Annotated in this window: 24 protein-coding genes; 16 read left to right on the top strand and 8 right to left on the bottom strand. The window is 44.7% G+C overall.

The window, feature by feature from the left end; translation table 11 throughout:
• Window positions 1–412: 412 nt before the first annotated feature.
• Window positions 413–1,246, top strand: coding sequence for a class I SAM-dependent DNA methyltransferase (locus OO184_RS01635; RefSeq protein ID WP_265377705.1), 834 nt, complete (start codon window positions 413–415; stop codon window positions 1,244–1,246).
• 291 nt (window positions 1,247–1,537) lie between these two features.
• Here the strand turns inward: OO184_RS01635 and OO184_RS01630 are convergent, their stop codons facing one another.
• Together OO184_RS01630 and OO184_RS01625 are read right to left on the bottom strand one after the other, a co-directional pair.
• Window positions 1,538–1,804, bottom strand: coding sequence for a type II toxin-antitoxin system RelE/ParE family toxin (locus tag OO184_RS01630; protein WP_265377704.1), 267 nt, complete (start codon window positions 1,802–1,804; stop codon window positions 1,538–1,540).
• Between the two features lie 2 nt (window positions 1,805–1,806).
• A complete protein-coding gene (locus OO184_RS01625; RefSeq protein ID WP_012776389.1) occupies window positions 1,807–2,076 on the bottom strand; it encodes a type II toxin-antitoxin system Phd/YefM family antitoxin in 270 nt (89 codons plus the stop codon).
• A gap of 23 nt (window positions 2,077–2,099) precedes the next feature.
• Between OO184_RS01625 and OO184_RS01620 the strand changes: the two genes are divergently transcribed.
• From OO184_RS01620 to OO184_RS01610, 3 genes are all read left to right on the top strand, one after another.
• Window positions 2,100–2,282 (top strand): hypothetical protein, encoded by a 183-nt coding sequence (locus OO184_RS01620; protein ID WP_265377703.1) that lies wholly within the window; start codon window positions 2,100–2,102, stop codon window positions 2,280–2,282.
• A gap of 592 nt (window positions 2,283–2,874) precedes the next feature.
• Window positions 2,875–4,089: an RCC1 domain-containing protein gene (locus OO184_RS01615; protein WP_265377702.1), complete on the top strand. Its 1,215-nt coding sequence runs from the start codon at window positions 2,875–2,877 to the stop codon at window positions 4,087–4,089.
• Between the two features lie 76 nt (window positions 4,090–4,165).
• On the top strand, window positions 4,166–5,464 hold the full coding sequence (locus OO184_RS01610; protein WP_265377701.1) for an RCC1 domain-containing protein: 1,299 nt from the start codon (window positions 4,166–4,168) through the stop codon (window positions 5,462–5,464).
• A 576-nt stretch (window positions 5,465–6,040) separates the two neighbouring features.
• Here OO184_RS01610 and OO184_RS01605 read toward each other — a convergent pair.
• The 3 genes from OO184_RS01605 to recG form a co-directional block, all read right to left on the bottom strand.
• Window positions 6,041–6,301, bottom strand: a complete 261-nt coding sequence (locus OO184_RS01605) for a hypothetical protein (protein WP_105397642.1) — start codon at window positions 6,299–6,301, stop codon at window positions 6,041–6,043.
• Window positions 6,302–6,392: 91 nt separating this feature from the next.
• Complete coding sequence (locus OO184_RS01600) at window positions 6,393–6,671, bottom strand: hypothetical protein (RefSeq protein WP_265377700.1); 279 nt, start codon at window positions 6,669–6,671, stop codon at window positions 6,393–6,395.
• A 657-nt stretch (window positions 6,672–7,328) separates the two neighbouring features.
• On the bottom strand, window positions 7,329–9,410 hold the full coding sequence (gene recG / locus OO184_RS01595) for an ATP-dependent DNA helicase RecG (protein ID WP_265377699.1): 2,082 nt from the start codon (window positions 9,408–9,410) through the stop codon (window positions 7,329–7,331).
• Between the two features lie 439 nt (window positions 9,411–9,849).
• Between recG and OO184_RS01590 the strand changes: the two genes are divergently transcribed.
• The 12 genes from OO184_RS01590 (at window position 9,850) to OO184_RS01535 (ending at window position 21,458) form a co-directional block, all read left to right on the top strand.
• Window positions 9,850–10,416, top strand: a complete 567-nt coding sequence (locus OO184_RS01590) for a tyrosine-type DNA invertase (protein WP_088374929.1) — start codon at window positions 9,850–9,852, stop codon at window positions 10,414–10,416.
• Window positions 10,417–10,843: 427 nt separating this feature from the next.
• The gene (locus OO184_RS01585; RefSeq protein ID WP_265377698.1) at window positions 10,844–11,461 is read left to right on the top strand and encodes a fimbrial protein; all 618 of its coding nucleotides are present in this window, start codon (window positions 10,844–10,846) and stop codon (window positions 11,459–11,461) included.
• Window positions 11,462–11,587: 126 nt separating this feature from the next.
• Window positions 11,588–12,337 carry a fimbrial biogenesis chaperone gene (locus OO184_RS01580; protein ID WP_265377697.1) on the top strand — a complete coding sequence of 250 codons (750 nt, stop codon included), beginning with the start codon at window positions 11,588–11,590 and terminating at the stop codon, window positions 12,335–12,337.
• Window positions 12,321–12,941 (top strand): fimbrial protein, encoded by a 621-nt coding sequence (locus OO184_RS01575; protein ID WP_254921224.1) that lies wholly within the window; start codon window positions 12,321–12,323, stop codon window positions 12,939–12,941. The genes OO184_RS01580 and OO184_RS01575 overlap by 17 nt, the downstream gene beginning before the upstream one ends.
• A gap of 61 nt (window positions 12,942–13,002) precedes the next feature.
• Window positions 13,003–13,704: a fimbrial protein gene (locus OO184_RS01570; RefSeq protein ID WP_265377696.1), complete on the top strand. Its 702-nt coding sequence runs from the start codon at window positions 13,003–13,005 to the stop codon at window positions 13,702–13,704.
• Window positions 13,705–13,867: 163 nt separating this feature from the next.
• Complete coding sequence (locus OO184_RS01565) at window positions 13,868–14,452, top strand: fimbrial protein (protein ID WP_265377695.1); 585 nt, start codon at window positions 13,868–13,870, stop codon at window positions 14,450–14,452.
• 56 nt (window positions 14,453–14,508) lie between these two features.
• A complete protein-coding gene (locus tag OO184_RS01560; protein ID WP_265377694.1) occupies window positions 14,509–15,246 on the top strand; it encodes a fimbrial biogenesis chaperone in 738 nt (245 codons plus the stop codon).
• 28 nt (window positions 15,247–15,274) lie between these two features.
• Window positions 15,275–16,069 carry a fimbrial biogenesis chaperone gene (locus OO184_RS01555; protein WP_265377693.1) on the top strand — a complete coding sequence of 265 codons (795 nt, stop codon included), beginning with the start codon at window positions 15,275–15,277 and terminating at the stop codon, window positions 16,067–16,069.
• A gap of 115 nt (window positions 16,070–16,184) precedes the next feature.
• Entirely contained in the window at window positions 16,185–18,920 is a 2,736-nt protein-coding gene (locus OO184_RS01550) for a fimbria/pilus outer membrane usher protein (protein ID WP_265377692.1), read from the top strand.
• 131 nt (window positions 18,921–19,051) lie between these two features.
• Entirely contained in the window at window positions 19,052–20,392 is a 1,341-nt protein-coding gene (locus OO184_RS01545) for a hypothetical protein (protein ID WP_265377691.1), read from the top strand.
• A 131-nt stretch (window positions 20,393–20,523) separates the two neighbouring features.
• Window positions 20,524–21,015, top strand: coding sequence for a CaiF/GrlA family transcriptional regulator (locus tag OO184_RS01540; protein WP_265377690.1), 492 nt, complete (start codon window positions 20,524–20,526; stop codon window positions 21,013–21,015).
• A 14-nt stretch (window positions 21,016–21,029) separates the two neighbouring features.
• Window positions 21,030–21,458 (top strand): hypothetical protein, encoded by a 429-nt coding sequence (locus OO184_RS01535; RefSeq protein ID WP_265377689.1) that lies wholly within the window; start codon window positions 21,030–21,032, stop codon window positions 21,456–21,458.
• Between the two features lie 60 nt (window positions 21,459–21,518).
• Here OO184_RS01535 and spoT read toward each other — a convergent pair whose 3' ends face one another.
• Genes spoT through gmk form a run of 3 tightly spaced genes read right to left on the bottom strand, consistent with a single transcriptional unit; the run spans window position 21,519 to window position 24,619 of the window.
• Entirely contained in the window at window positions 21,519–23,648 is a 2,130-nt protein-coding gene (spoT, locus tag OO184_RS01530; protein WP_132346376.1) for a bifunctional GTP diphosphokinase/guanosine-3',5'-bis pyrophosphate 3'-pyrophosphohydrolase, read from the bottom strand.
• A 17-nt stretch (window positions 23,649–23,665) separates the two neighbouring features.
• On the bottom strand, window positions 23,666–23,941 hold the full coding sequence (rpoZ, locus tag OO184_RS01525) for a DNA-directed RNA polymerase subunit omega (RefSeq protein ID WP_011144672.1): 276 nt from the start codon (window positions 23,939–23,941) through the stop codon (window positions 23,666–23,668).
• 54 nt (window positions 23,942–23,995) lie between these two features.
• Window positions 23,996–24,619: a guanylate kinase gene (gene gmk / locus OO184_RS01520; protein WP_049584043.1), complete on the bottom strand. Its 624-nt coding sequence runs from the start codon at window positions 24,617–24,619 to the stop codon at window positions 23,996–23,998.
• Between the last annotated feature and the right edge of the window lie 207 nt (window positions 24,620–24,826).

Here is a 24,826-nt window from a genome sequence, read left to right as displayed (position 1 = left end):
CAAATAACGGCGGCTCATTGGCATCTCTCTATTGTCTAAATGGCATAATTATTATAAGAATAATAGTTTCCACAAAACATATCATAAGTGTTTTATATTTATTTTACTCTCTCATATTTATCCGAAAATCAACCAACATTAAAAAATAATATCTAATTCATCGCTAACGTATTAATATAAATAACGTTTCATGATTCTGCCACACGCAACCTTACTAACCCATTGTTATACATGGAATTATGAATGGTATGAAATGTAGAGCTATTTTGGAATCTTATTTATAATAAGAGAAAAAATTTCAGTAATTATTAATTCATACTAAATAATATATCTCTTCGATAAATATACCCTATGGATTTCAAGATGCTTCGCGACGGCAAGGGAGCGAATCCCCGGGAGCATAGGTAACTATGTGACCGGGGTGAGCGAGTGCAGCCAACAAAGAGGCAACTTGAAAGATGACGGGTATAAAGTATTTTGGCCTTTAGCTAAGGATAACAACATGAAAGATAACACTTTATATGGTCCTATTGCACATCTTTACGAGAGCTTTTCAGATGCTACTGACCATATCAAAGTAGAAATCAGAACTATCTTCAATCTGGCAGAAGATATACACGGGAAATCAGTGTTAGATTTAGCCTGTGGATATGGTCTCTTTAGTCGAGAATACAGAAATCGTGGCGCGTCGAAAGTCATTGGAGTCGATATATCAGAAAACATGATAGCGATTGCGAAAAGCAAATCACAACAATACGGTGACGATATCGAATTTCATGTAAGAAATGTTTGCAAGATGGAGTCGGAGTCATTTGGCAAGTTTGACATAGTTAATGCAGCCTGGTTATTCTGCCATGCAGAATCTCTTGAAGACCTTGAAACTATGTTCCGTGTCATTGCCGCTCATCTCAAGCCTTCCGGTAAATTAATTGCGTATACCTTTGAACCTGATTATCGATTAGAGAAAGGGAATTATGAGAATTATTGTATAAAAATTCTGAGTGAAGAGCCGGTGAAAGACACCACTCTCGTGAAAGCTGAATTTCTTACCATACCCCCTAGCCCTTTCACTATGTATCGTTGGAGTCGTGAACAATATCAAACAGCGATCCAAAAGGCGGGGTTCAAACAATTTAAATGGCAAAAACCCATGCTGTTAGAAAGCGATATTGAGGCTCATCCCCCAGGTTTTTGGGATGATTATCAACGAAATTGCCTCGATACAGCTCTTGTTTGTCAGATTTAATGAGATAATCTCCGAGATCCACTTTCTTTCCTACACAAATCCCTCAAGTTTTATCGAGGGATTTTTTTGAATTTCCTTCGTCCTGCAAAACAACTTTTCCTGACCTCCAGCCGGGATTTTGGTGAGAACCAGATGAAATAGTTCGGCAACTCAGGTTTCTGAGGAAAACAGCGCTCGGGTAACTCACTCAAGTATCCGATAAAAAATTTTAACTGCTTGTTTTGTCATGAATTAAATAAAGTATCTCACGTTTTATGCTCTTCATTATAGATGATTATGTGGATCTTGCGTCTAATGCAACACCGCCAACACTTCAATACCAGTCGGAACTTCCCGGTAGTAAATAATGTGGCTCTCTACGAGGAAACTCAGTACACCTAAATAAAGGTCCTCACTGCGATCACGACCGGGGGATGGGTGACGATCAAGAATTTCCGTCATAGTCACACGTAACGAAGTTGAATAAGCTTCCGCGACATTTGCCCCCCATCGGCGCATAGAATAGAGTTTGATTGCACGAATATGCTCTCTGGCTTTTTTAGTAAACCGGACACTCATCCTTAAGCCTTACCCTCAAGTTCATCAACTGTCAACGGTGCAAATACATCATCAATACTATGCAATTCGCCACGATCAGCTTGTGCAATAGATTCAGCTAGAACGGCTTTTAAATTCTGTAACTTGAGCTGTGCGAACTGATCATACTCTTCGGGAGAGATAACCACGGCCACACGTTTACCATGCTTACTAATTTCCACAGGTTCACGCTGAACTTTCATAAGCAGATCACCAAACTGGTTCTTAGCTAGTTGTGCGGGAATAATTTCCATACATCACCTACGGGCAAATCACAGTGTCGTCGCTTGGGGTAACCCATCTTCGGGCAGCAGTATTCCGCCGGAAATTGCCCCAATTACAAGATATCGTCAGCCTGAGCGCATCAAAAAATTCATTCTCAGTCCTGCGGGCGAATGGAGAAAGATTAGCCTGGGATGTTGGTAACGATAATATAGTACACAGTGAATATGATGATTAATCCATTGTCATTATGAATGACTAAAAAACACTAAAACTAAGGCTGAGCTATAATATCCCGGCTTAGCCTATCGTTTATTCAATTGAAATATTAGCTCTCCCGACCCTGTTATTACCAAAGCCACTTTTTAAATAAGTATAAAAAGAAGATAATTTTACGAAATAGTTTAAATGTAAATCCTAAAAAATAACTCACTTCTTTATAAACAGAAAATATATTACACACCCCTCTTGGTGATTTTTATTCTTTGCTTTACTGTTAATACTTAGTAAATTAAGTTACATGTTTACGTATTAATAAGATTAGCAATAAAGATGTACATGCCCCCTAAATTCTGTTGCTCAAGTCTCATAATTGTAATTTTTACCCTTTATCGATAAAAATAATCTGAAACTAACTACCAAAAAATCAATTTAGTATTAACCTAAAGTTATCAGCCGATAATTTCTTTCTATTATCTTATTCATCAAAGAATCGCTGGTATTAAATTGCAGTAGAAATTCAGCTTAACCCGCAAGGGATAGGTTTTATGGCATAGATTCCCCTGTGGGTAAAAAGGTTAATCCGATATCACCATCATTAGGAGAATAATATGAATCAAAATAACGAACCCTCACCAAACGTGGATGCCGAAGGTAATCCTATCAAGCAATATTGGCAACCGGACAGGAGTAGTCATTCTGATAATAGTACTTCTATCGCTTCTACCAGAGGGGCAACCGCTATGTTATTACCAACTGGCAGAGTGATAGCTTGGGGAAATGACCCTAGTAGTCAAATCCCGCCCGATATTGCCGAATTGCAGGATATCGTTAGTCTAAGTGCAACCGATGACGCTTTCGCTGCTCTGCGGAAAAACCGTAGTGTAGTTGCCTGGGGAAACGAAAATGAAGGTAACGGAGGCCAGATACCTGATGAAATTGCCCAATTGACGGATATTGTCAGCCTGAAAGCAACAAGCTCTGCTTTCGTGGCCCTTCGGGCAAACGGTAGCATAGTTGCCTGGGGAGATGAATTTCATGGCGGTAAAATACCTGATGAAATCGCCCAATTGCAGGATATTACCAGCCTGAGTTCAACAATAAACGCATTTGCCGCCCTGCGGGCAAATCGCAGCGTAGTCGCTTGGGGAATTAAAAATTGGGGCGGTCAAGTTCCGCCTGAAATTGCTAACTTGCAGGATATTGTCAGTATCAGTGCAATAGTTTCTGCTTTCGCAGCTCTACGGTCGAACCGCAGTGTCGTTGCCTGGGGGGTCAAGGACTCAGGTACTCAAATCCCACCAAAAGTTGCTCAATTGCGGGATATTGTCAGTCTAAGCGCCACAAATTTTGCTTTTGCAGCCCTACGGGCAAATCACAGTGTCGTCGCTTGGGGTGACCCATCTTCGGGTGGCAGTATTCCGCCGGAAATTGCCCAATTACAAGATATCGTCAGTCTGTGTACAACATCGGGGGCTTTTGCCGCCCTGCGGGCAAACCGCAGTGTAGTCGTCTGGGGAGGCAGTGATATTAAAACCCCACCAGAAATTGCTGCATTGCAGGATATTGTCAGTATAAGTGCAACAGAAACCGCATTTGCAGCTCTACGGACGGATGGTAGCGTAGTTGCTTGGGGATATGGCAATTATTCAGACTATGATCACGGTAATCAAGGCAATCAAGTCCCAGCCGGGATAGCTCGATTACAAGATATTGTTAGCCTAAGTGCGTCAAGAAACTCATTCACAGTATTAAGAGCCGATGGTCGGAGAGTCGGTTGGGGTTCGGCTGATGATAATAAATTGCATAATGAATATGACAATTAATCCATTGAGCAAAGTTTTACGGTACAGACTCCCTGTGAGTAAGGTAAGTCCGATATAACCTTATTAGGAGAATAATATGAACCAAAATAACGACTTCTCACCAAATAACCTATACCAGCAATCTGGGGTTGAAATATATAGTAACTCTGACAACAAGATCTCCATTGCTTCTACTGGTGGCTCAACTGCTATGTTATTACAAAATGGCAGTGTGATCGCCTGGGGGGGACGCCGTGTACCGCCAGAAATTGCCCAATTACGGGATATTGTTAACCTGAGTTCAACACGTTCTGCATTCGCAGCTCTGAGAGCAAATCGTAGCGTGGTTGCTTGGATGGGAGATAATTCGAACGATGGGGACTATGGCGGCCGAGTCCCGTACGACATTGCCCAATTACAGGATATCGTTAGCCTAAGTGCAACATTTTATGCTTTCGCTGCCCTGCGGGCAAACCGTAGTGTAGTCGCTTGGGGAGATATAGGCTATGGCGGCCAAGTCCCGCCAGACATCGCTAAATTACAGGATATTGTCAGTATAAGTTCAACATATTCTGCTTTCGCCGCCTTGCGGGCAGATGGTAGCGTGGTTGCTTGGGGAAATAATGACTATTATGGTGCCAGCCAAGTCCCACCTGAAATTGCCCGATTACAGGATATTATCAGTCTGAGTTCAGTAGGTAATACTTTCATCGCCCGGCGAGCAAACTTCCGCTTGGTCACATGGGGTAGCCATCCTATGCCCCCTGAAATTGCAGGATGGCAAGATATTGTCAGCCTGAGTTCAACAGATAATGCTTTCGCGGCCCTGCGGGCGGACGGTAGCGTGGTCGCTTGGGGATATGAAGGCTCAGGCGGCCAAGTCCCACCAGAAATTGCCAAATTACGGGATATTGTCAGCATAAGTGCATCAAATTGTTCTTTCGCTGCCCTACGGGCGGACCGCAGTGTAGTTATCTGGGGGGACAAACGTTGGGACGGTATACTCCCACCCCAAATTGCCGCATTAAAGGATATCGTCAGTCTGAAAGCAGCAACTTATGCCTTTGCTGCCCTACGGGCAGACCGCAGCGTAGTTTCCTGGGGGGACAATGTCGGTGGTGGTATCAGAGTTCCATACGAAATTGCCCAATTACAGGATATTGTCAGCCTGAGTGCAACGTCTTTTGCTTTCGCAGCCTTACGAGCCAACGGTAGCGTAGTTGCTTGGGGGAGAAGAAGCTTGAATGCCCAGATCCCCCCCGGAATAGCCCGATTACAAGATATCGTCAGCCTGAGCGCATCGGGAGGTTCATTCTCAATTCTGCGGGCGAATGGAGAAAGATTAGCCTGGGATGTTGGTAATGATAATACAGTACACAGTGAATATGATGATTAATCCATTGTCATTATAAATCACTAAAAAAACCTAAAACCAAGGTTGAGCCGTAATACCTCGGTTCAGCCTATCGTTTATTCAATTTGAAATATTAGTTTTCCCATCTTGTTATTACCAAAATAAATCACTTTTTTATAAACAGAAAAATATTACGCCATATTTGGTGATTTTTATTCTTTTCTTTACAGTTAATACTTAATAAATTAAGTTACATGTTTGCGTATTAATAAGAGTAGCAATAAAGATGTACATCCCCCCTAAATTCTGTTGCTCAAACCTCATAATTTTAACTTTTACTCCTTATCGATAAAAACAATCTGAAACTAACTACCAAAAAATCAATTTAGTATTAATCTATAGATATCAGTCGATGATTTTTTCTATTATTTTATTTATCAACTATTGGAGCTAAATATCTAGTCTGGAAATATCTTTATTAATCAAGCATAAAAGAAGAATTAGGAGAAAAAGTAGCAAACCGTTGAGTATAAATAGATCAGGAATGGAGATTCCATTCCTGATTATGGTGATTTAATTTTGTCTAACACTCAATTAAATTAGATGACAAGTTCTCATTTATTTCTTTTGAGGAGATATATTGGTGCCGCTATCTTGTACATAATCATCAAAAATAATAATAAAACTGTTATTAGAAGCAGGATATGATTTTTCAATACCTCTCTGTATTACTGACAATATAAAACCATGTGTATCGGATAGATCCCACACCTTGACATCTTCACAATCAAGAGCTAAATATTCCTCTCTACCTTCCTCTCCACATTTATTAACCGAAACTTTAACCGGTTCAGTTGAGAGATTTTTAACATAAATCATAAATCCTCCACTATATCAATAATGAATGTTTTTATTTAATTCAATGGCATATGAACGTAAATTAAGAAAACTAGATAAATAATAAAATTTTTTAGTTAGATTGTATCGAATATAAATAATTTATCTCTTCTCCGTTATTTTCAATCTTGTTACTATAAATAATTAAGTAGCCATCTGATTTTATTGAATACAACTCTAGTATATTATCTTTACGTACTACTGACATTAAAAAACCGCGCTGATCTGATCTATCCCATTGAACCACCTCTCCTGGATTAATTTCAATATATTCGTCATTACCTTCATCACTACTCCATTTGCTAATTGCAACTTTAACCATATTCTCTGAAAGACTTTTGACATAAATCATATTAATCTCTCCATTATATCAACGTAGATTTATTTAGCTCTAATTTAAAAACATCCTAACATGTACCATAATGAAATATAAGTATAGGATAAAAAAGACCAACAAAACTATTATTTGTGTGACCCCCATCAAGGTTTTATACTTCGAAAAGAAAATATTTAAAATTACATTCATTGGGTTAATAGGAATATTTACTATTTAAACTTAGTAACTCAATGTTACATTGATGTAAATATAATAATTACCCTTGAATTCATATCATAGATTTACATCTATTCTCGTTTTAACCTTTGAGCATAATGTTGCGCTAATACCGTACACATCATCAACTTAATTTGATGAAAAATGTCGGAACCGCCTATCACCCCAATTAGCGGGTAAAAGACTTCGGATAGTGAAGCGTCGTATCAATTAATCCGAGGTGCTGGATTTAATTTTTTTAAGAAAATAATGAAAAATAGCAGATTCGAATAAGAATTTTATTTTACTTATCTTTATAATTAGATTTTTAATTCCTTCTGAAATAATATATTGCCAATTAAATTGAATAATTAAAAGAAAGCTCTGTAGCAGAGCATCTTAATTATTGGATAAAACCAGATATCCGTATTTTTGGCAGCGTTGAGAAACGACAAGTCCGTGCCGACATATTCTCAATCACGCATTACCATAATGTGTCCGTTCTGGTAGCCAGCGTTCAATCAAGGCACGGGCATGTTCAGGATAATGCTGGTGGATATGTCGGGCAATACGCTGTACTTCCGGCAACATTCCCTGATCTCTTAGCAAATCAGCTACCTTAAATTCCGCATTCCCAGTTTGGCGTGTTCCTAATAACTCCCCGGGGCCGCGAATTTCCAGATCTTTTTGTGCGATAACAAAACCATCGTTACTGTCTCTAAGCACTTGCAGGCGTATTCTGGCAGTACTGCTCAGCGGCGTTTTGTAAAGTAAAACACAATGGGAGGCGATAGCCCCACGGCCAACTCGGCCGCGTAATTGATGAAGTTGCGCCAAGCCGAGCCGTTCCGGGTTATCAATAACCATCAAACTGGCATTCGGCACATCCACGCCCACTTCAATAACGGTTGTGGCGACCAGAAGCTGTAGTTCTCCACACTTAAAAGCTTCCATCACTTGCTGCTTTTCTGCGGCTTTCATTCGTCCATGCACTAACCCGACTTTCAGCTCCGGTAAAGCAAGAGTAAGCTCTTCACTGGTGGCTTGTGCCGCTTGCGCTTCCAACACGTCAGAATCTTCAATCAGCGTACAAACCCAATAGACTTGTCTGTTTTCATCAAGGCAGGCATTTTTGATTCGTTTGATCACTTCTTCGCGGCGTGTATCCGGGATCGCAACTGTTGTGACCGGCGTTCTCCCCGGCGGCAGCTCATCAATAATAGAAGTATCGAGATCCGCATAAGCGGTCATTGCTAAGGTACGGGGAATTGGGGTGGCCGTCATAATCAATTGATGAGGATGAAAACCTTGCTCACGTCCTTTTTCCCACAAAGCCAGACGTTGATGCACACCAAACCGATGTTGCTCATCAATAATCACCAGCGCCAGACCGGAAAATTTCACCTGTTCCTGAAACATGGCATGTGTACCGACAATCATGGCGACTTGGCCGTTGGCAGTGGCTTCTTGTTGTTTCTGACGCGCTTTCCCCTTTTGCTTACCCGCTAGCCAGCCAATCTGAATACCCAAAGGTTCCAGCCATTGCCGGAAGGTATTAGCGTGTTGTTCTGCCAGTAATTCAGTCGGCGCCATTAAGGCGACCTGTTTACCATGCGCAATGGCACGCAACGCAGCCAATGCGGCAACCAGCGTTTTTCCTGAACCTACATCCCCCTGAATTAGTCGCATCATGGGAACATCTTTTGCCAGATCCTGCTCGATTTCTGAGACAACCCGCTGTTGCGCATGAGTTGGCGAAAATGGCAGGCGATTAAGGAGTTGCGGCTTTAACTTGTTTTCCATCGGCAATGGCTGAGCATGATAGCGCTGTACGCCAGCTCTGACGGCTAACATACTCAAATGATGCGCTAACAGTTCTTCCAGAACCAGACGGCGGTAAGCTGGATGTTTGCCGGTTTCCAGATCCGCCAGAGCAATATCTGGCGTTGGGCGGTGCAGGGTATGCAATGCTTGCGGCAGACTAATGATGGAGCGGCTAAGTTCTTCTGGTAGGAGTTCGTTGATTACACAGGTATCCAGCAATTTCAGTGCTTGATCAATGAGATTACGCAGCGTCGTTTGACGAACACCTTCCGTTGTCGGGTAAATCGGCGTTAATGTCTCTTGAAGGCGCACATTTCCAGTATGATTTTGAATCTTATACTCAGGATGAATAATTTCGGCGCCCTGACTGCCTCTTCTGATTTCACCATAGGCAACAACCTGTTTCCCTTTCGCCAGATTGTTTCTCATTGCCGCAGAAAAGTTAAAGAAGCGCAGTGTGAGCATGCCTGTGCCATCACTAATTTTGCAGATCAGGGTCCGACGACGTCCAGTAACAATATCGGTACGCAGGATTTCACCTGCGACGGTGGCGGAAATACCCGGTAAAAGATCATTAATAGTATAAAGGCGTGTCTGGTCTTCATAACGCAGAGGGAAATGCAGCAGCAGATCCTGCAAATTAACCAGCCCTATTTTTGCTAATTTAGCGGCTTGACTTGCCCCGACGCCATGCAGGGAAGTTAGAGGGATGGCATCAAGCAGTTGGCCTCTCATAAGGTTTCTTTTATCTCCATAATTGCATGGCAGTCCATCAGGTTTCACAGGTCACGGCCTGATCCTGTTTACCATCCATAATAATACAGACGAGTTTAACGTAATCAATGGAATATTTTCCTCTGTAACTGATTGAAAATCATATCAATACCTTGAGAGTAAGCCGCTATAACAGAAAGGACGATTTGTAACAACAGGCTCTTTCACCCTGTTTTGCATAATCTGCCCTGTCAGCCAAATGTAAAATAACGTTGTTGTGAGGTGAAAAAATAATCAAAAAAGGTGTTTAAATTTTACCCCATATCTGTATAACCTCTTGTAGCCTCGGTGAACAATATGCCATCGTTTTGGGTAGCGGTGTCTATTTTATCCTAGCTTATGTCTGTTCTACGCGGGATATCGCCGGGTTGTACTATCAATATATTTTGGAGAAATAATCATGGGCCAAAGAAAATATCTGACTCAATCAGAAGTAGAAAGCATGTTGGAAATGGCAAAAGTCGGGCCTAATCCAGAACGAAATTATTGTCTGGTGTATATGAGCTATATTCACGGCTTTCGTGTTAGCGAAGCCAGGCATTTACGATTATCTGACATGGAATTAAAAGAAAAATGTTTATATATCAGGCGATTAAAAGGTGGGTTTTGTACTAACCACCCTCTTTTGCAGCGTGAGGTTAAGGCGATTAAGGCATGGCTTAAAGTGCGTAAAACTTTTCAGGGGGCTGATAGTGACTGGTTGTTTTTGTCGCGTTGCGGCAAACCGCTGACTCGCCAGCGTATCTATCAGATTATTAGCCAGCTAGGGCAATTGGCTAATATCTCGGTAGATCCGCATCCGCATATGTTGCGCCATGCCTGCGGTTTTGCTCTTGCAGATCGAGGGATAGATACCCGGCTGATACAGGATTATCTTGGACATAAAAACATTCGCCATACGGTACGTTATACCGCTAGTAATGTTGAACGTTTTCAAGGGGTTTGGGGTATAAAAGGCAGACGTTAGTGTATTACAATTAGGACCATTTTGACAATTGAGAAACAATTGCCTAGAAATTATACTAAAAGTTTTTTAATAAAAAAAGAGATAGATTTGTATACATTTGTAAACCTCAAAGATAATACCACAGAAATATTTCAATAATCCACTCTTTTTATCCCAATATGCAAAAACATTACACTTCTTTCGTTACTTTAACGAAATTTCTGTTCTTAATTTTAGGATTAAGAAAGAAAATATCCTTAAAATTTGCTAAATATCTATATATTATCTCTGTATCGTTCTGTTTTTGCACGGAAAATTTTTTGTTTCTCAATTGTCAAAATGGTCCTAATTGGCAAATATTTGTACAGCTAGATATCTCTGTTTATCAAAACGTGATGCACGAGTTTGAAGCAGACTTTAGTTAAGTAGTTAAAAAGAGATTAATGAAATGAAAAAGATATTAAAGATAAGCGTCGTGGCGGCGTTGGTTATGGGGGCAGCTTCGGCTGCTTTGGCAGCAGGTGAGGCGACTGAGGAGGGACATGTGGGGAAGAATACCATGGTAACGATTACAGGTAACGTTGTGGCTGCGACGTGTGATGTAACCAGTCCTAATGCAAACGGGAAAGTGGATTTGGGGAATGCTTCGGAAAACGCATTTTTAGCTAGCACCTTTACGGATCAAAAAGGCATCGTATCTTATGCTAAGGAGGCTTCTAGACCAATTACTATCGCTCTTAGTAACTGTGATGACAAGAATACCGTGGCAGACAAAGTTCAATTGCATGTGACAGGACCAGTGTTGAATGGATCGAATAACCTCATCTTTAATAACAGTGAAGATGGTAAGAATGTAGGCGCAATACTAACTTATAAGGATAAAGAAGCTAAAGAAACAGTCGTCTCAAACAATAGCAATGTCCTTCTGGGAGCTAAGGGGTCTACGGGCGCAGAGTTTAATGGTCAGTCCATAACATTTACTGCGTATATGGCATCAATAGTCCCTAAGCCGGGATCAAATCAGCACGTTAATGCCCCTATCACCTTCTCCTATGCATATAACTAACGTTTATGTGGTTTTAGCCTGAGGAGCACCTCCTCGGGCTTCTTTGGCGAAAAATTCTAGATGATTGATGATGCCTTTTATTAGGCAGTTACTGGCGGGCAGAGCCAAAATAGTGAGAAACAAAAGATGATCAATAAACTCCGACTTCCCAACATCATAGTAAAAAGCCTTATATTGGGCGCGTTTTTGTTCGCGTCGCAGAGTCAGGCCGAAGGCGGATTTGGCATCGATGTTACGCGCATTATTTTCTTACAGGATAAAGCCGAAGCGACGACGGTATCGGTGCGCAATACAACAACTAATATCCCTTACCTAGTGACGACTAAAATTACTCGCACTGTTGATGGCAACGGTAAAACGCCATTTTACGTCTCTCCTCCTTTGTTCCGTTTGGAGCCTAAAGGAACCAATGTTCTGCGCATCTTAGGTGATACCAGTAAGTTGCCGACTGATCGGGAGAGTGTCTTTTATTTTAATGCTTCTGCTATTCCTGGTAGTAGCTCTCCGTCTCCGAGTCGGCGTTTTGAAAGCGCCAAAATTGGCGGTGGGATAGCTTATGCCATCGGCAATACCATCAAACTATTTTATCGGCCAACGGGATTGGTGGGAACGCCGGAGCAGGCATACAAAGCCCTGCGCTTTACCCATGCTCCCGATGGCATTCAAGTTAGCAACAATTCGCCTTATCACATCAGCTTTACCCAGATCAAAGTTGATGGCGTACCGGTGAAATTTTCTGAAAGCCATCCACAAATGCTGGCGCCTTTCAGTAGCCATGTTTATCCCGCTCAAAATAATCAGAATAAAAAGAAAGTGGAATGGGAGGTGATTAGCGATCTCGGCGGTGGAGAGAACTTCAATGGTGAAATTCAGTAAAGCCGATATCTCAAGGATTCAGCGTCTACGCGGGTACCTGAATTACATCGGTATGGGAGGAATCCTGTGGCTCTCTTCGGGTCCCTTGTGGGCAGCGAATTCTGCCATCGCCACATTTAAGGCCGACATTGCCTACGGAACGTGTGATGTCACGGTGGATAACAATAATATCGATTTGGGCAAAGTGCAATTTGCCAGCTTGGTATCAGGGAACGCCTACGGGGAAACCAATCTCACTCTGAGAAATTGCTCAGATGTGATCGATGCAGACAGGGTTGCTCCTGCGATTACCATTACCGGAGAGCATTTTGGTACAAATGATAACACGCTGTTTCGTAGTCAAAAAAGCGAAGATTCGGTTTCAAAGGCCGTGGGCGTCACAGTGCGCTTGAAGAAGCTTAATGGAACGGAGTGGTCCTCAAATATAGCGGATAGTGAACCATTTTATCTGGCGGATAAAGGCACAGTCATAAACGATCAAACTCCTTCTGTGCCGGTGAGATTTTCACTGGTATGCGCCCCGGCAGCCGGGGAGACGGTAATGGTCTGTAAAAAGCCAGGAAAAATCTATGCCAACGTGAATTTTACATTTGATTATCGTTGAGTTTGCAGCGCGATTCATTAACAGCAGAGTTGTAAACGAGTGAGTTTAAGGTGAACACAAAGTGACAAAGCAAGAAAAAAACAGAGTGGGCGACCAACCAGCTTTTCTGAGTAATGGCGGCTGCTCGACGTTGCGTATCGTGGTACTCCGGTTTTGTTGGGGGGTTATGTTAGCTGCGCTGTTCTTGGCAGGCAGCGTTATGGCTGAATCTGAAGATTCTAAACCCCCTCCAATCCCATCGACGCAATCGAGTGGGATAAACGTAAATCTGTCTATAACTGTCGTGCCTGAACCTTGTGACGTAGGGATCAGTGGTAGTGATATCAATGGCTCGGAGCTGAATTTTGGTTCGCTGCCAGCGGCGGAGTTCAGTCAGGCAGGGCATATATCAAACCCCAGGAGATTTAATCTGGAATTAACCAATTGTGGTGATCCGGATGTTTCACCGAGTAGACCTGTTATCACTGTGTCAGGAAACACCATCGACGCTGAACAAGGTTCAATATTCCGTGGTTCTGTCTCTGGTTCCGATGATAACGCCTCTGAGGGGTTGGGGTTTATTGTTCATTTAGGAGGTGAAGGGAAAATAGATTGGGGTAACTTGGTAATAAATAATCATGAGAATCGCCTTGATTCGCTATTTTTTGATGATGGTCGTGCACAGCTTCCGGTAACAGTAGCGGTTGCGCGTGGAAAAGATAGTAAGGTTATTCGACCTGGCTCATTAATTGCGCGAGTCGCGTTTACCTATTCTTATCCCTGAGATGCGGTTGATCACAGATGATAAAAATGGGGACCAATGAGGGGAAGAGAGTTAGATGAAAGCGAAAAATAACACTCTTATAAACCGTGAGTTAATAACATGTCACAGCAGAGCGAAATATTCGTTACTCATCATGATACTGATTGGATGGAGTATCGGTTGCGTGGCTTTGTCGGTTCAGGCGGATGGTAAGAATATTGAGATCACAATTAAAGGCAATCTGTTGCGTCCGACTTGTGCGCTGAGTGTAAACGGCAAGTATGGCGGAGCTACTGGTACTGATAGTTATAACGATACTATGCCTCAGGTCTATGCGAATCAACTTAGAAATAGCAAATATGTGGAAAGTTCAGCCTTAGATTTGGAAGTTCAGCTCAGTCACTGTAGTCCAGGTAGTCCAGGCCAATCGCCAGCGTTGTACATATGGGGTAATAATTTTGTCACACAAGATCCGGAACTGTTCATGCCTATAAATGATAGTGGTACTACCAAGGGTGTGGGGATTAGGTTACAGGACCTTGGCAACCAGACGTTTGTAAAGGCGAAGCCTATCAATGATCCGTTTCAGGTGCCGTTACCGTCCGCAAAAGATGGAGTAACGAGGACGTTCCGGGCTTATGTGGGTGGTTTAGGTGACAAAAATAATCCAGCAACGTGTAAAACTGAGGGTAACGAGACCAATGTGTTATGCGGAGGAGAGACGCGAGTGACCATACATTTTGAGTTTTCCTATGAGCGTTTGAAGTAGATAACGTTATCAGTCGGGTGTAGTTGAGGAAGAGTATCTGAGATGAAGTGGGATATATGAAAAAGCTGATAGTTATGGGGATGCTGGGGATATGGGCGGTTATGGCGTCGTCATCAGCACACGCAGGTCTTATGTTGAGGAAGACGCGTATTATTTATCAGCAGGGCGACAAGGTGCAAAGCATCTCACTGCAAAATTCAGGCGAAGAGGTCTATCTGGTACAAGCTGCGGTGACGCCGTGGGATAACCCAAATACTCGTTCATCGGAGTTTACTGTGCTGCCCCCGTTGTTCCGTATGGAGGGCAATAGCTTGAATGTGATGCGGGTTATGCGTACCGGTGGTGATTTTCCTGATGATCGTGAGTCTCTGTTTCGTTTTCGGATTAATGCGATCCCGGCGAAGAAAACAACTGATGACAGCAAGGGAAATAGCAACGGGAAGCAAGATGAGATTGGCGCATCTCTATCTATCTCGTTGGGGATGAACATTAAACTTATCTACCGGCCGGATAAGCTGCCGATGACGCCGGAACAGGCCCGTAGTCGGCTGACGTTTACACGAGCAGGCGATAGTGTCGTAGTGACCAACCCAACACCGTATTACCAGACTTTTGCCCAACTGAAACTCGACGGCAAGGCGGTGAATTTTGACAAGGCTCCGTCAATATTGGTCCCTTTCGGCCAGACCACTTTTCCCCAGGCGGGCAAAGCTGGCAGTAAGGTGGAATGGTCGATGATCACCGATATCGGCGGGGTGAGTAAGTTACAGAGCGGTACGTTACAGGCTGGTTGAGTATATTTTGAGATTGGAAGAGCATCACATGGCGGAGCGTAAAGTTTCAATAAAGCAGAGAGTGACGTCTGTGTTATGCGCTCTGGCAATGATATCACCGGTTTTACCACTGAGGGCGGAAGAGAGTCTGATGGGGGCGTTATATATCAATGATGCCCGTGTGCTTTACCTTGAATCATTCAACAATGGCGTTCCTTCAACATTCATCAATAACAGCGACGGTAATTATCTGATTCAGTCAACGGTACGGGAATTGGACCCTGCGACCGGTTTACCGCTGGATATTAAGGCGCCATTTATCGTGATTCCGCCTATTGCCAAGGTGGATGCGCATGAACGGCAGGTGCTGAAAATCCTGCGTACCGGTGGGGATTTTCCTAAGGATCGGGAATCTCTGTTCTTTCTGAATGTGCGTATGTTGCCTTCTGAGAAACCATCATCGGTATCTAAGGGTTTCTCAGGCAAGGTGAAAATGACGACGGCTTTAGCGGTGAAGGTGTTCTATCGTCCTGAAGGATTGCCAAAAGAGGGCGTTGCCGGCGCAGTGAAACAATTAAGCGCGTCAGTAAAAGAGAGCGTTGTAACGCTGACTAATCCGTCACCGTTTTGGATCACATTGCAGGCTTTACATGTGAATTCGTTTGTCGTACCGGAGCAGGATTTATTTAGGATGGTGCCGCCATTTGGTCAGCAGAGCTGGTCACTGCCGGTGGGCAAAATGTCTCCTGGTAATAATGTCACGATATCGTGGCGTGCTATTGATGAATTCGGCTTAGGCACCGATGAAGAGAGTCGATCTATTACTGTATCTGGCAGTGGTTAATAACTGGTTAATAGCAAATATGGTTAATAACAAATGTGGCTAATAGCAATATTACAGATACCGACAGAGTAGATATGAGTTAAATATATTTAAATAAGAGATGGCGATTTTAATAATGAAAATGTTAATTCCGGTGATAAATTGCTGTTTAGAACGGCCGCCTATTTATCATCGTGTAAATCAAAATATTTCTATTTCTCTGGTTCTATTAAAGTGTCCGGTGAAATTGCGCCTTGCTCTGGTTTTCTGTCGGATGGTGCTGGCGTTTCTGACTGGGTGGAGTGTTCAGGCGATAGGGCGTGATTATTTCGACCCGGCTTTATTGGACTTTGGTTCGAATTCAGGGCAATCGGTGGATTTATCGCAGTTTGAAACTGCTGGAGGTCAAGCGCCTGGGACTTATCGGGTAGACATTTACGTGAATGGGACTTTTTTTGATTCACGGGATATTACGTTCCAGCGTAATGGCGACAGCGAGCTGGTTCCGGTACTTACCCCAGATTTGTTAGAGACCGCCGGTGTCAATATCAGCGGCACGCCGGCATTAAAAACTTTGCCGGCGGATAAGCCGATAGATAGCCCGTTAGATAAATTTATTCCCCAGGCTACGGCCCGCCTCAACTTTTCCCAGATGCGGTTAAATTTGAGTATCCCCCAAATAGCGATGAAGCCTTCAGCCAATGGTCAGGTTGATCCGAAGTTATGGCAAGAGGGCATCCCGGCTTTTATATTGAATTACAGTATTAATGGCAGTCAGAATCGACGTTCACAGTTTGGTAATAAACAGGCTAATCAGAGCTTATTCGGTAGCTTCAATTCTGGATTGAATCTGGGGGCTTGGCGTCTTCGTAACACGGCGACCTATTCTTATAGTACTCAAACTTATAACCGGTATGACTCACTTAATGACGCAATGAAAAAAACCACTCAATCCCAGCAAAGATGGAACTTCCTACAAACCTATTTGCAGCGGGATGTGGTGGCGTTACGCAGTGATCTGACGATAGGGGATACTTCGACCGGCAGTGTGGCGGGTCAGGTATTTGATGGTTTCCCCTATCGTGGGATTGGGTTGGCCACCAGTGATTCGATGATACCGGGTAGGCAGAGTGGTTTTGCTCCGATTATCAGCGGGATAGCTAAATCTAATGCTCAGGTGACGGTGACGCAAAATGGCAGTGTGGTTTATCAAACCAATGTCGCGCCAGGTCCATTTCGTATCACAGATTTGGTGGGTAGCAGTACCGGTGGGGATTTGCAGGTAACGATAACCGAGGCTGATGGTACCCATCATGGGTTCAGTCAGGCTTATTCTAGCCTGCCGATGATGTTGCGGCAGGGTCAATTCAAGTACGAAGCGGCAGCGGGGCGTTATCACAGTAGTGGGTATAGTAGTGGCGGGCATAAGCCAGTATTCGGCATGGTCTCAATGATTTATGGTCTGCCCGGCAATGTCACGGTATACGGTGGTGGTTTGGTCTCGCAATCGTACCAGTCCGCAGCGCTGGGGACCGGGCTTTCCCTTGGTATGATGGGGGCGTTATCTGCGGATATCACCACTTCTCGGGCCAGATTGAAAAATATGGCTGACATCCAGCGCGGAGAATCTTACCGCGCTAAATATTCGAAAAGTATGCTGACCTCTGGCACGACGGTGGATTTAACCGCGTACCGCTATTCCACACGTAATTACCTTAGTTTTTCCGATGTTAATACCCAAGGTTACACGGTTTGGGGGGAACTCCCTTCCTGGATGTCTCAACGACGTCGTAGCAGTTGGCAAATGAGATTGAGCCAGTCATTGCCGGGTAACTATTCCCTATGGCTCAGTGGCCAGCGGGATAACTACTGGGGCAGTTCTAAAACTAACACCACTCTGTCGATGGGATTGAATGGTTCTTTCTACCGTGTGGGCTGGGGGCTCAATTACAGCATTGATCGCATACGTGGCGACGGCGACTGGCCTGAGAACCGGCAAGTTTCGTTGAACGTCAACATTCCTCTCAGTCTGTTCGGCTCCTATGCGGCGCTGAACAATGCCTACGCCAATTATAGCTTGTTCCATGATAGTACCGGGCGCAGCAGTAACCAGTTAGGTTTGGGCGGATCGGTGCTGGATGACAATAGTCTGTCTTGGAGCGTATCGCAAAGTCAGGCGAATAAAGGGCAGGGAAACAGCGGGTCAGTGTCAATGGGATACCGTGGCTCCATTGGGCAGGCCAGCTTGGGATACAACTATGATTCATCGGGAGGACGAGGTGTGAACTACGGGGTTAGTGGCGGATTGATCGCCCATCAGCATGGCGTCACGTTGGCATCGCGGATTGGTGATGCTGCGGTATTGGTGCGGACCTCGGGGGTTGGCGGTATTCGTGTGATGAACTCCGACTCGATTTCGACTAATCGCTGGGGATATGCGGTGGTGCCTTATGCTCAGACGTACAGCCGTAATAGTATCAGTTTAGATCCGTCATCGTTGCCGGAGGGGGCCGATATGGCACAGGGTAGCAAGAACGTATTCCCGACTAAAGGGGCGGTTGTGATGGTGGATTACCCCGTGCGTATCGGGCAGCAATTGCTGATGAATTTGCTCTATCACGGTAAGCCGGTACCGTTTGGAGCAATGGCGAGGCTTAAAGGGGATACAGAAACAAACCTGGCGGCGATCGTTGGGGAGGGTGGACAAGTGTACCTGAGCGGCATGCCTCCCAACGGGGTACTCAAAGTGAAGTGGGGCAGCGCGTCGGATAGTCAATGTGAGGTGGTGTTTAACCTGGGGCCTCCTCCGGTAAATGCGAAAAAAGATAAGAGCTGGAGTCCCATGAGGCAATTGAACGAAACCTGCCGTTAAGATGAGGCGGAATGTTGTGGGTCTGCGCTGATAACCTGATGCAGAAAACCATAGTTATTAGAGGCATAGTTATTAGAGGGGAACCTCTGAAAGGTGAGTGTAATCTGGCCGGGATGGAGTGATATCAACGAATGAAAATTTCTAATATAGCAACCGGGAAGTTACTCCCGGTTGGGCAGCCGATGAATACGAAGAGTAAGACGTTTATTAACAAGTTAAAACAGGATATTGGTTGGATGGCGGTTTGTTGTCGTAAGTGGCCGATATGGGTGGCAATGATATGTTTATCCGTGGTGGCTATCTTCTCTTCTCCCTCAGTGTTTGCCGAGTCACTAAATTGGAACGCTGATACAACCTTGAAAGTCTTGGGGCCTGAGCGGATGGTAAAGCGCAGTGATGGAGTAATCACTTACCCGGCAGCGGGTAAAGCGACATTAGATGTGTTTCCGTTTTATAGGAAGAGGATAGCGAGTAAAACCACCTCGTATGATCAGAAATTTCTGGAGGATGTCCGGTTCCAGCTCAGAGCAGGGCGCGGTGAAATTTTTAAAGTCCCTAGAGTGGTGTCAGGCAGTTACGAATGTACAATTATAGCTAAATCTCATTATTACCATACTAAGCATCCTATTGAAGGAACAGCCATTCAACACTTTACGGTGAGTCTTGATAAGCCATACCCCAATGAAAATCTTTCTCAACCATTATATTTCCAGCCGGAAAATCCTAATAATCAGGATGATAAGAATATAGCAGAGGGAAGGATAAGTGACCTCGATTTTGATGTGTCCTGTCGTGGGGTAAATTTTTCATGGCAGCGGAATCCTGATGAAAAAGTCGCATTTGATAGTGACGATAACGCACCAATTTTAAGTATTTTGGCTGATGGAGAGGAGTTCATGTCGTGGTCCAAACCACGCTTTCCGCCTATCAAAGACCCGGTAACAGTACTGGACCCGCCGGTTTGCGGTTTAGATGCAGGTACCTCTGCCTCTCATGCGGGGCTAGTAGTGATGGGAGAGGTTCTCCGGTCGCCCGGGCCATATCCGGCACAGCTCCCAACAGGTGAATTCAGCAGGTCTGATGGATATTTTCCTATGAACATTACATGCACGGTGAGCGATAAGAACAAGGCCGGAGGAGTAGCCACTTTGCAGTTTTCCGCCCCACAGCTAGCTGATAATAATGAAAGTATCGTGGTGCCTGACTTCGATGATGCGCTGAGGATTAAAGTGGTGCCGAATGTGATAGGCGGGAATACTCAGTTGGCGGCGCCAAACGTGAAAGACAAGCCAGTAAAATTTGGTCCTCCAACTAACCCGGCGGATGTTCTGTATTTTACTGTGGGTAATACGCCAAACACCTATGTCTCTCAAAACCGATTTAATGTGCAACTTTGGCAAGTAAAGGCGTTAAACCCGGGTACTTATGGTGAATTTCAGACCACTATGAACGCAACGTTAGTCGTGCGATAACGCCTACGATGGCAGGGTATTTAAATATGGCATGGCGGCTTAGTCGCCCGAGTGTTTCATCTCAATAAATCACACTATTTCATTTCTCATGTGGTAACAGATTGACCAGTTAGTCACCAGGGGAGAGTAAAATGACAATCAATGTTAATGATTCAGTGCTGCTTCAGATGAGCGGCAACCAGACCGATTTGCCTGGAAGTCAGACGATTACCGGCAAGCAGAGTAATCATGGGGATTTTCGTCTGCCTGTCTGCTTGTCTCATTTGAATGATACACCGTTGTACCTGGCGGTCGCGTATTGGGGATTATTGAAGGGGCGCGGATTTACCAAAAATGAAATTAGTCAGGTGTTTCGGGTGTCAGAACGCCGGGCAAGGGATGTGATGAATTATATCTACAATGAGCGGAGTGATGTGATTTCCTGTGAAAAAGTCTTTTTTCGTGAAAAACACGGGAGTCGGCGTCTGATGTTGATTGTTACGGCAGTCGCTGAACCTATGCCCCAGAGGAACCCGATACTGGTGACAAAAACGGTGAAGTCGGCGAGCTCCCTGACATCAGCACGGATTCATCATATGCGCGCTTGGTTTTTGCAACGTGCTTGCGGTCCGTTTATTTCCTAAAGTGTATGACACATGTGGCTGTCTGGCGGGGCATGATGGAGGATGCGTTTTTATCGATTCTGTGGGTGAAGTCTTGTGGGATGCTGATAAGCCGAGTGGTACTGGTTATCGGCATCTTACTGCTCACTGTCTGTGGGGTGTTGTTAGGCAACAAAGTTCGCTACTCTCGGTATCCCCGTATGTTATTAGTGTATTGGTGCCGAGCGTGGATTTTACCGCTATTGTTTATTGCTATTGGGCTGGCGTTAATGTTTGGTGTGGGTGGAGACGGTTGGTTGGACCGCATATTGGGTGAGGTTGATTCAATATTGATTGGTTTATTCTTTGATAACCGAGGTGATGCGCCGCCAGCCCCGTATCCGGCGACGCCATCGCCGATGGTGCCTTATGGGGCTGCTGCGGATAGCGCTTTGGTTGTTCACCCCGCTGATTTGCACGGCTAGTCGGTGCAGTAAATAATAATCAGAAGCAGATTCCCTGAACAATAGGAGAATTTAGCGGGTTTAGTTTCTGTTACGGCTGACTCGCATCACATCCGGCATAATTCGGATTTTACGCATAATATTCGCTAACTGGATGCGGTCTTTGGTGGTCAGCCGAATAAAAGCGCAGTAAACCCGGCCATCTTTCTCTTCTGTATTCATGCTCTGAATATTGGAATTTACTGCGTTAATGGCGGCAGTCAGATTTGCCAGCGCCCCTTGATGGTTAAACATATCGACCTTGATTTCAGCAATAAAATCGCTGTTGATATCTTTATCCCACTCTACCGCCATAAATTTCTCAGGCTCTTTCTGATAGCCACGAATATTACGACAGGATTCATGGTGGATAACCAACCCTTTACCGGGGCTGATATGGGCGATAATCGGGTCGCCGGGGATGGGCCGACAGCATTTGGCAAAAGTAATGAGCACGCCGTCAGCGCCTTTGATGGGTAATTTACGTGCTCCTGTGTTATTACTACTATTGTTATTGCTACTACTGGTGTTGCTTTCTTGTGCGCCTAGCAGGTTGCGGGCGACGACGATGCTCATGGTATTGCCGAGTCCGATTTCAGCCAGCAGATCATCTATTGTCGCGAGTTTCATTCTCGTCAACTCTTTATTGACATTTTCCGGTGGAATATCAACCAGCTTTTTCCCATTACCTAACGCGTGATTTAGCAGACGGCGACCTAGCCCAATCGAATCTTCCCGCTTAAGGTTTTTTAGCAATTGGCGAATTTTGGCGCGCGCTTTTGAACTGACGACAAAGTTCAGCCAGGCGGCGTTTGGCCGAGCGCCCGGCGCGGTAATAATTTCCACTGTCTGGCCGTTGGTCAGCGATTGAGATAAGGGATAGGGTTGGCGGTCAACTCGCGAGCCGACACAGGCATGACCAATATCGGTGTGTACGGCGTAAGCAAAGTCAACCGGGGTAGCGCCCGCGGGTAATTCCACAATCCGCCCTTTCGGGGTGAAAACGTAAATCTCATCAGGAAACAGATCAGATTTAACGCTTTCGATAAATTCAAAAGAGTTGCCGGCGCTTTGCTGTAATTCCAGCAGACTCTGCATCCAGCGTTGTGCGCGAACTTGAGCGGCGGTACTCGATTCCTTCTGTTCTTTGTAAGCCCAGTGTGCCGCGACGCCCATTTCAGCCATTTGATCCATATCTTCGGTGCGAATCTGGACTTCAACGGGTACGCCGTGAGGGCCAATCAGGGAAGTATGCAAGGATTGATAACCGTTGGCCTTAGGAATAGCGATATAATCTTTTATTCTGCCGGGGCGGGGTTTATACAGGCTGTGCATCTGCCCCAAAACTCGATAGCAGATATCAACATTGTTAACGATGACCCGAAAGGCATAAATATCCATAATGGAATGGAAACGTTGCTCTTTGAGGTGCATTTTCCGGTAGATAGAATAGAGATGTTTTTCCCTGCCGCTGACTTTGCACTCAATATTGGCTTCGGCCAGCCTGCCGGCAATTTCCGACAGAATTTTCTGGATCATCTCTTTACGGTTGCCGCGGGCCGCTTTTACCACCTCTTTGATAACCCGATAGCGGTTAGGGTGGAGAGCTTCAAACCCTAGCTCTTCTAGCTCGGTTTTCAGGTGGTGAATACCCAGACGATGCGCTAAAGGGCTGTAAATCTCTAACGTTTCCCGGGCGATGCGACGGCGTTTATCTGGACGTAATGCCCCGAGAGTACGCATATTATGGGTACGGTCTGCCAGTTTGATCAAAATGACGCGGATATCCTGTACCATCGCCATGATCATTTTGCGGAAGTTTTCCGCCTGAGCCTCTTTTTTATCGCGGAAATTCAGCTTATCAAGCTTGGAAACCCCTTCAACTAACCCGGCGACCACCGGCCCGAAAGGCTGGGCGATATCTTGAAAGGTGGCGGGCGTATCTTCAATAACATCATGCAACAAAGCGGCCATCAGTGTTTCATGGTCGAGACGCATTTCGGCCAGAATACAGGCCACCGCGACCGGGTGCGTAATGTAGGGTTCGCCGCTGGTGCGGGTTTGCCCTTCATGGGCATCCCGCGCAACAGTGTAAGCCTGCTTGAGGAGTTCAATTTGACTCCCAGGCAGATATTTTTGGATAAGCAGATTCAGGCTTTCGAACAGATACAAGGCAGACCTACCGTAGATTAACGACGACTTTCCGCGATAGCTGAAACTGCCTGCATTTCTGCGGCTTCCTGCTCTTGTTGTTCCTGGCGCTCACGGACATCCAGGATCTTACCGTTAATCAGCCCCTCTTCCACTTCACGTAGAGCGATAACGGTCACTTTATCGTTCTCTTCCGCAACCAGCGGGTCTTTACCGCCTGTTTGCAGTTGACGTGCTCGACGAGCGGCGACCAATACCAGGTCAAAACGGTTACCAATTTTTTCTACAGCGTCTTGAACAGTTACGCGTGCCATATGTGTGCGACTCCACAGGTAAAGAAATGACTCGGCATGATACTGAAACTTGGTTCAGTCTGCCAATAATTTGCTGATTAAAGCATCATGCCGTTGTGCCTGGCGCTCCCGATGCAGGCGTTCTGAACGGATGATGGTATGCAGATCGGCCAGTGCCGTATTGAAATCATCATTAACGATTAAATAATCATACTCGTTATAGTGAACCATTTCTGCAACGGCCTGCGCCATACGTTTTTCAATAACGTCTTCACTGTCCTGCCCTCGGCCGCGCAAACGGCGACAAAGCTCCTCTTTTGACGGCGGCAGGATAAAAATGCTGCGGGCAGATGGCATTTGTTTGCGGATCTGCTGTGCTCCTTGCCAATCGATATCAAGAAAGACATCAACCCCACTAGCAAGAGTTTCTTCAATCACTTTCCGGGATGTACCGTAATAATTACCGAAAACACGGGCGTGTTCCAAAAATTCATTATTATCGATCATCTGGCGAAAGGCTTGTTCCGTGATAAAAAAATAGTGCTCACCATGATTCTCACCGGGGCGCATTGCACGCGTGGTATGAGAAACAGAAACCTGAGTATCATACAAAGGTTGAGTTTTTAACAAAGCCTGAATCAGACTTGATTTACCCGCTCCGCTTGGCGCAGAGACAATATATAACGTACCTTGGATCATGGTGGTATCTTGGTTGATTGGATAACAATTAAATAAAGCAGAATAAAATTCTTATAACAGTATACACATACCTGCTTATATGTGTCGCGTTGCCGATGCATTTCCGCCAAAATTTTGTTGGCGAAGGGCTGCTAATGGGTATTTTGTATCGTTAGGGGGAGTTCTTTGCTTAGAATTTTGCTCTATGAGTTATCACAACTGTTGTTA

It is taken from the genome of Photorhabdus aballayi, assembly GCF_026153155.1.
Lineage (GTDB): Bacteria > Pseudomonadota > Gammaproteobacteria > Enterobacterales > Enterobacteriaceae > Photorhabdus > Photorhabdus luminescens.
The sequence above is the reverse complement of the archived record's forward strand: the minus strand, read 5'-3'. Positions and strand labels throughout refer to the sequence as shown.

Bases quoted from the DNA above. Each gene is read 5' to 3' on its own strand.
- OO184_RS01590 (WP_088374929.1), top strand. From the start codon at position 9,850: ATGGGCCAAAGAAAATATCTGACTCAATCAGAAGTAGAAAGCATGTTG.
- OO184_RS01610 (WP_265377701.1), top strand. From the start codon at position 4,166: ATGAACCAAAATAACGACTTCTCACCAAATAACCTATACCAGCAATCT.
- OO184_RS01625 (WP_012776389.1), bottom strand. From the start codon at position 2,076: ATGGAAATTATTCCCGCACAACTAGCTAAGAACCAGTTTGGTGATCTG.
- OO184_RS01630 (WP_265377704.1), bottom strand. From the start codon at position 1,804: ATGAGTGTCCGGTTTACTAAAAAAGCCAGAGAGCATATTCGTGCAATC.
- OO184_RS01575 (WP_254921224.1), top strand. From the start codon at position 12,321: ATGGTGAAATTCAGTAAAGCCGATATCTCAAGGATTCAGCGTCTACGC.
- OO184_RS01560 (WP_265377694.1), top strand. From the start codon at position 14,509: ATGAAAAAGCTGATAGTTATGGGGATGCTGGGGATATGGGCGGTTATG.
- recG (WP_265377699.1), bottom strand. From the start codon at position 9,410: ATGAGAGGCCAACTGCTTGATGCCATCCCTCTAACTTCCCTGCATGGC.
- OO184_RS01605 (WP_105397642.1), bottom strand. From the start codon at position 6,301: ATGATTTATGTTAAAAATCTCTCAACTGAACCGGTTAAAGTTTCGGTT.
- OO184_RS01585 (WP_265377698.1), top strand. From the start codon at position 10,844: ATGAAAAAGATATTAAAGATAAGCGTCGTGGCGGCGTTGGTTATGGGG.
- gmk (WP_049584043.1), bottom strand. From the start codon at position 24,619: ATGATCCAAGGTACGTTATATATTGTCTCTGCGCCAAGCGGAGCGGGT.
- OO184_RS01540 (WP_265377690.1), top strand. From the start codon at position 20,524: ATGACAATCAATGTTAATGATTCAGTGCTGCTTCAGATGAGCGGCAAC.
- OO184_RS01550 (WP_265377692.1), top strand. From the start codon at position 16,185: ATGAAAATGTTAATTCCGGTGATAAATTGCTGTTTAGAACGGCCGCCT.
- OO184_RS01555 (WP_265377693.1), top strand. From the start codon at position 15,275: ATGGCGGAGCGTAAAGTTTCAATAAAGCAGAGAGTGACGTCTGTGTTA.
- OO184_RS01545 (WP_265377691.1), top strand. From the start codon at position 19,052: ATGAAAATTTCTAATATAGCAACCGGGAAGTTACTCCCGGTTGGGCAG.
- rpoZ (WP_011144672.1), bottom strand. From the start codon at position 23,941: ATGGCACGCGTAACTGTTCAAGACGCTGTAGAAAAAATTGGTAACCGT.
- OO184_RS01600 (WP_265377700.1), bottom strand. From the start codon at position 6,671: ATGATTTATGTCAAAAGTCTTTCAGAGAATATGGTTAAAGTTGCAATT.
- OO184_RS01615 (WP_265377702.1), top strand. From the start codon at position 2,875: ATGAATCAAAATAACGAACCCTCACCAAACGTGGATGCCGAAGGTAAT.
- OO184_RS01580 (WP_265377697.1), top strand. From the start codon at position 11,588: ATGATCAATAAACTCCGACTTCCCAACATCATAGTAAAAAGCCTTATA.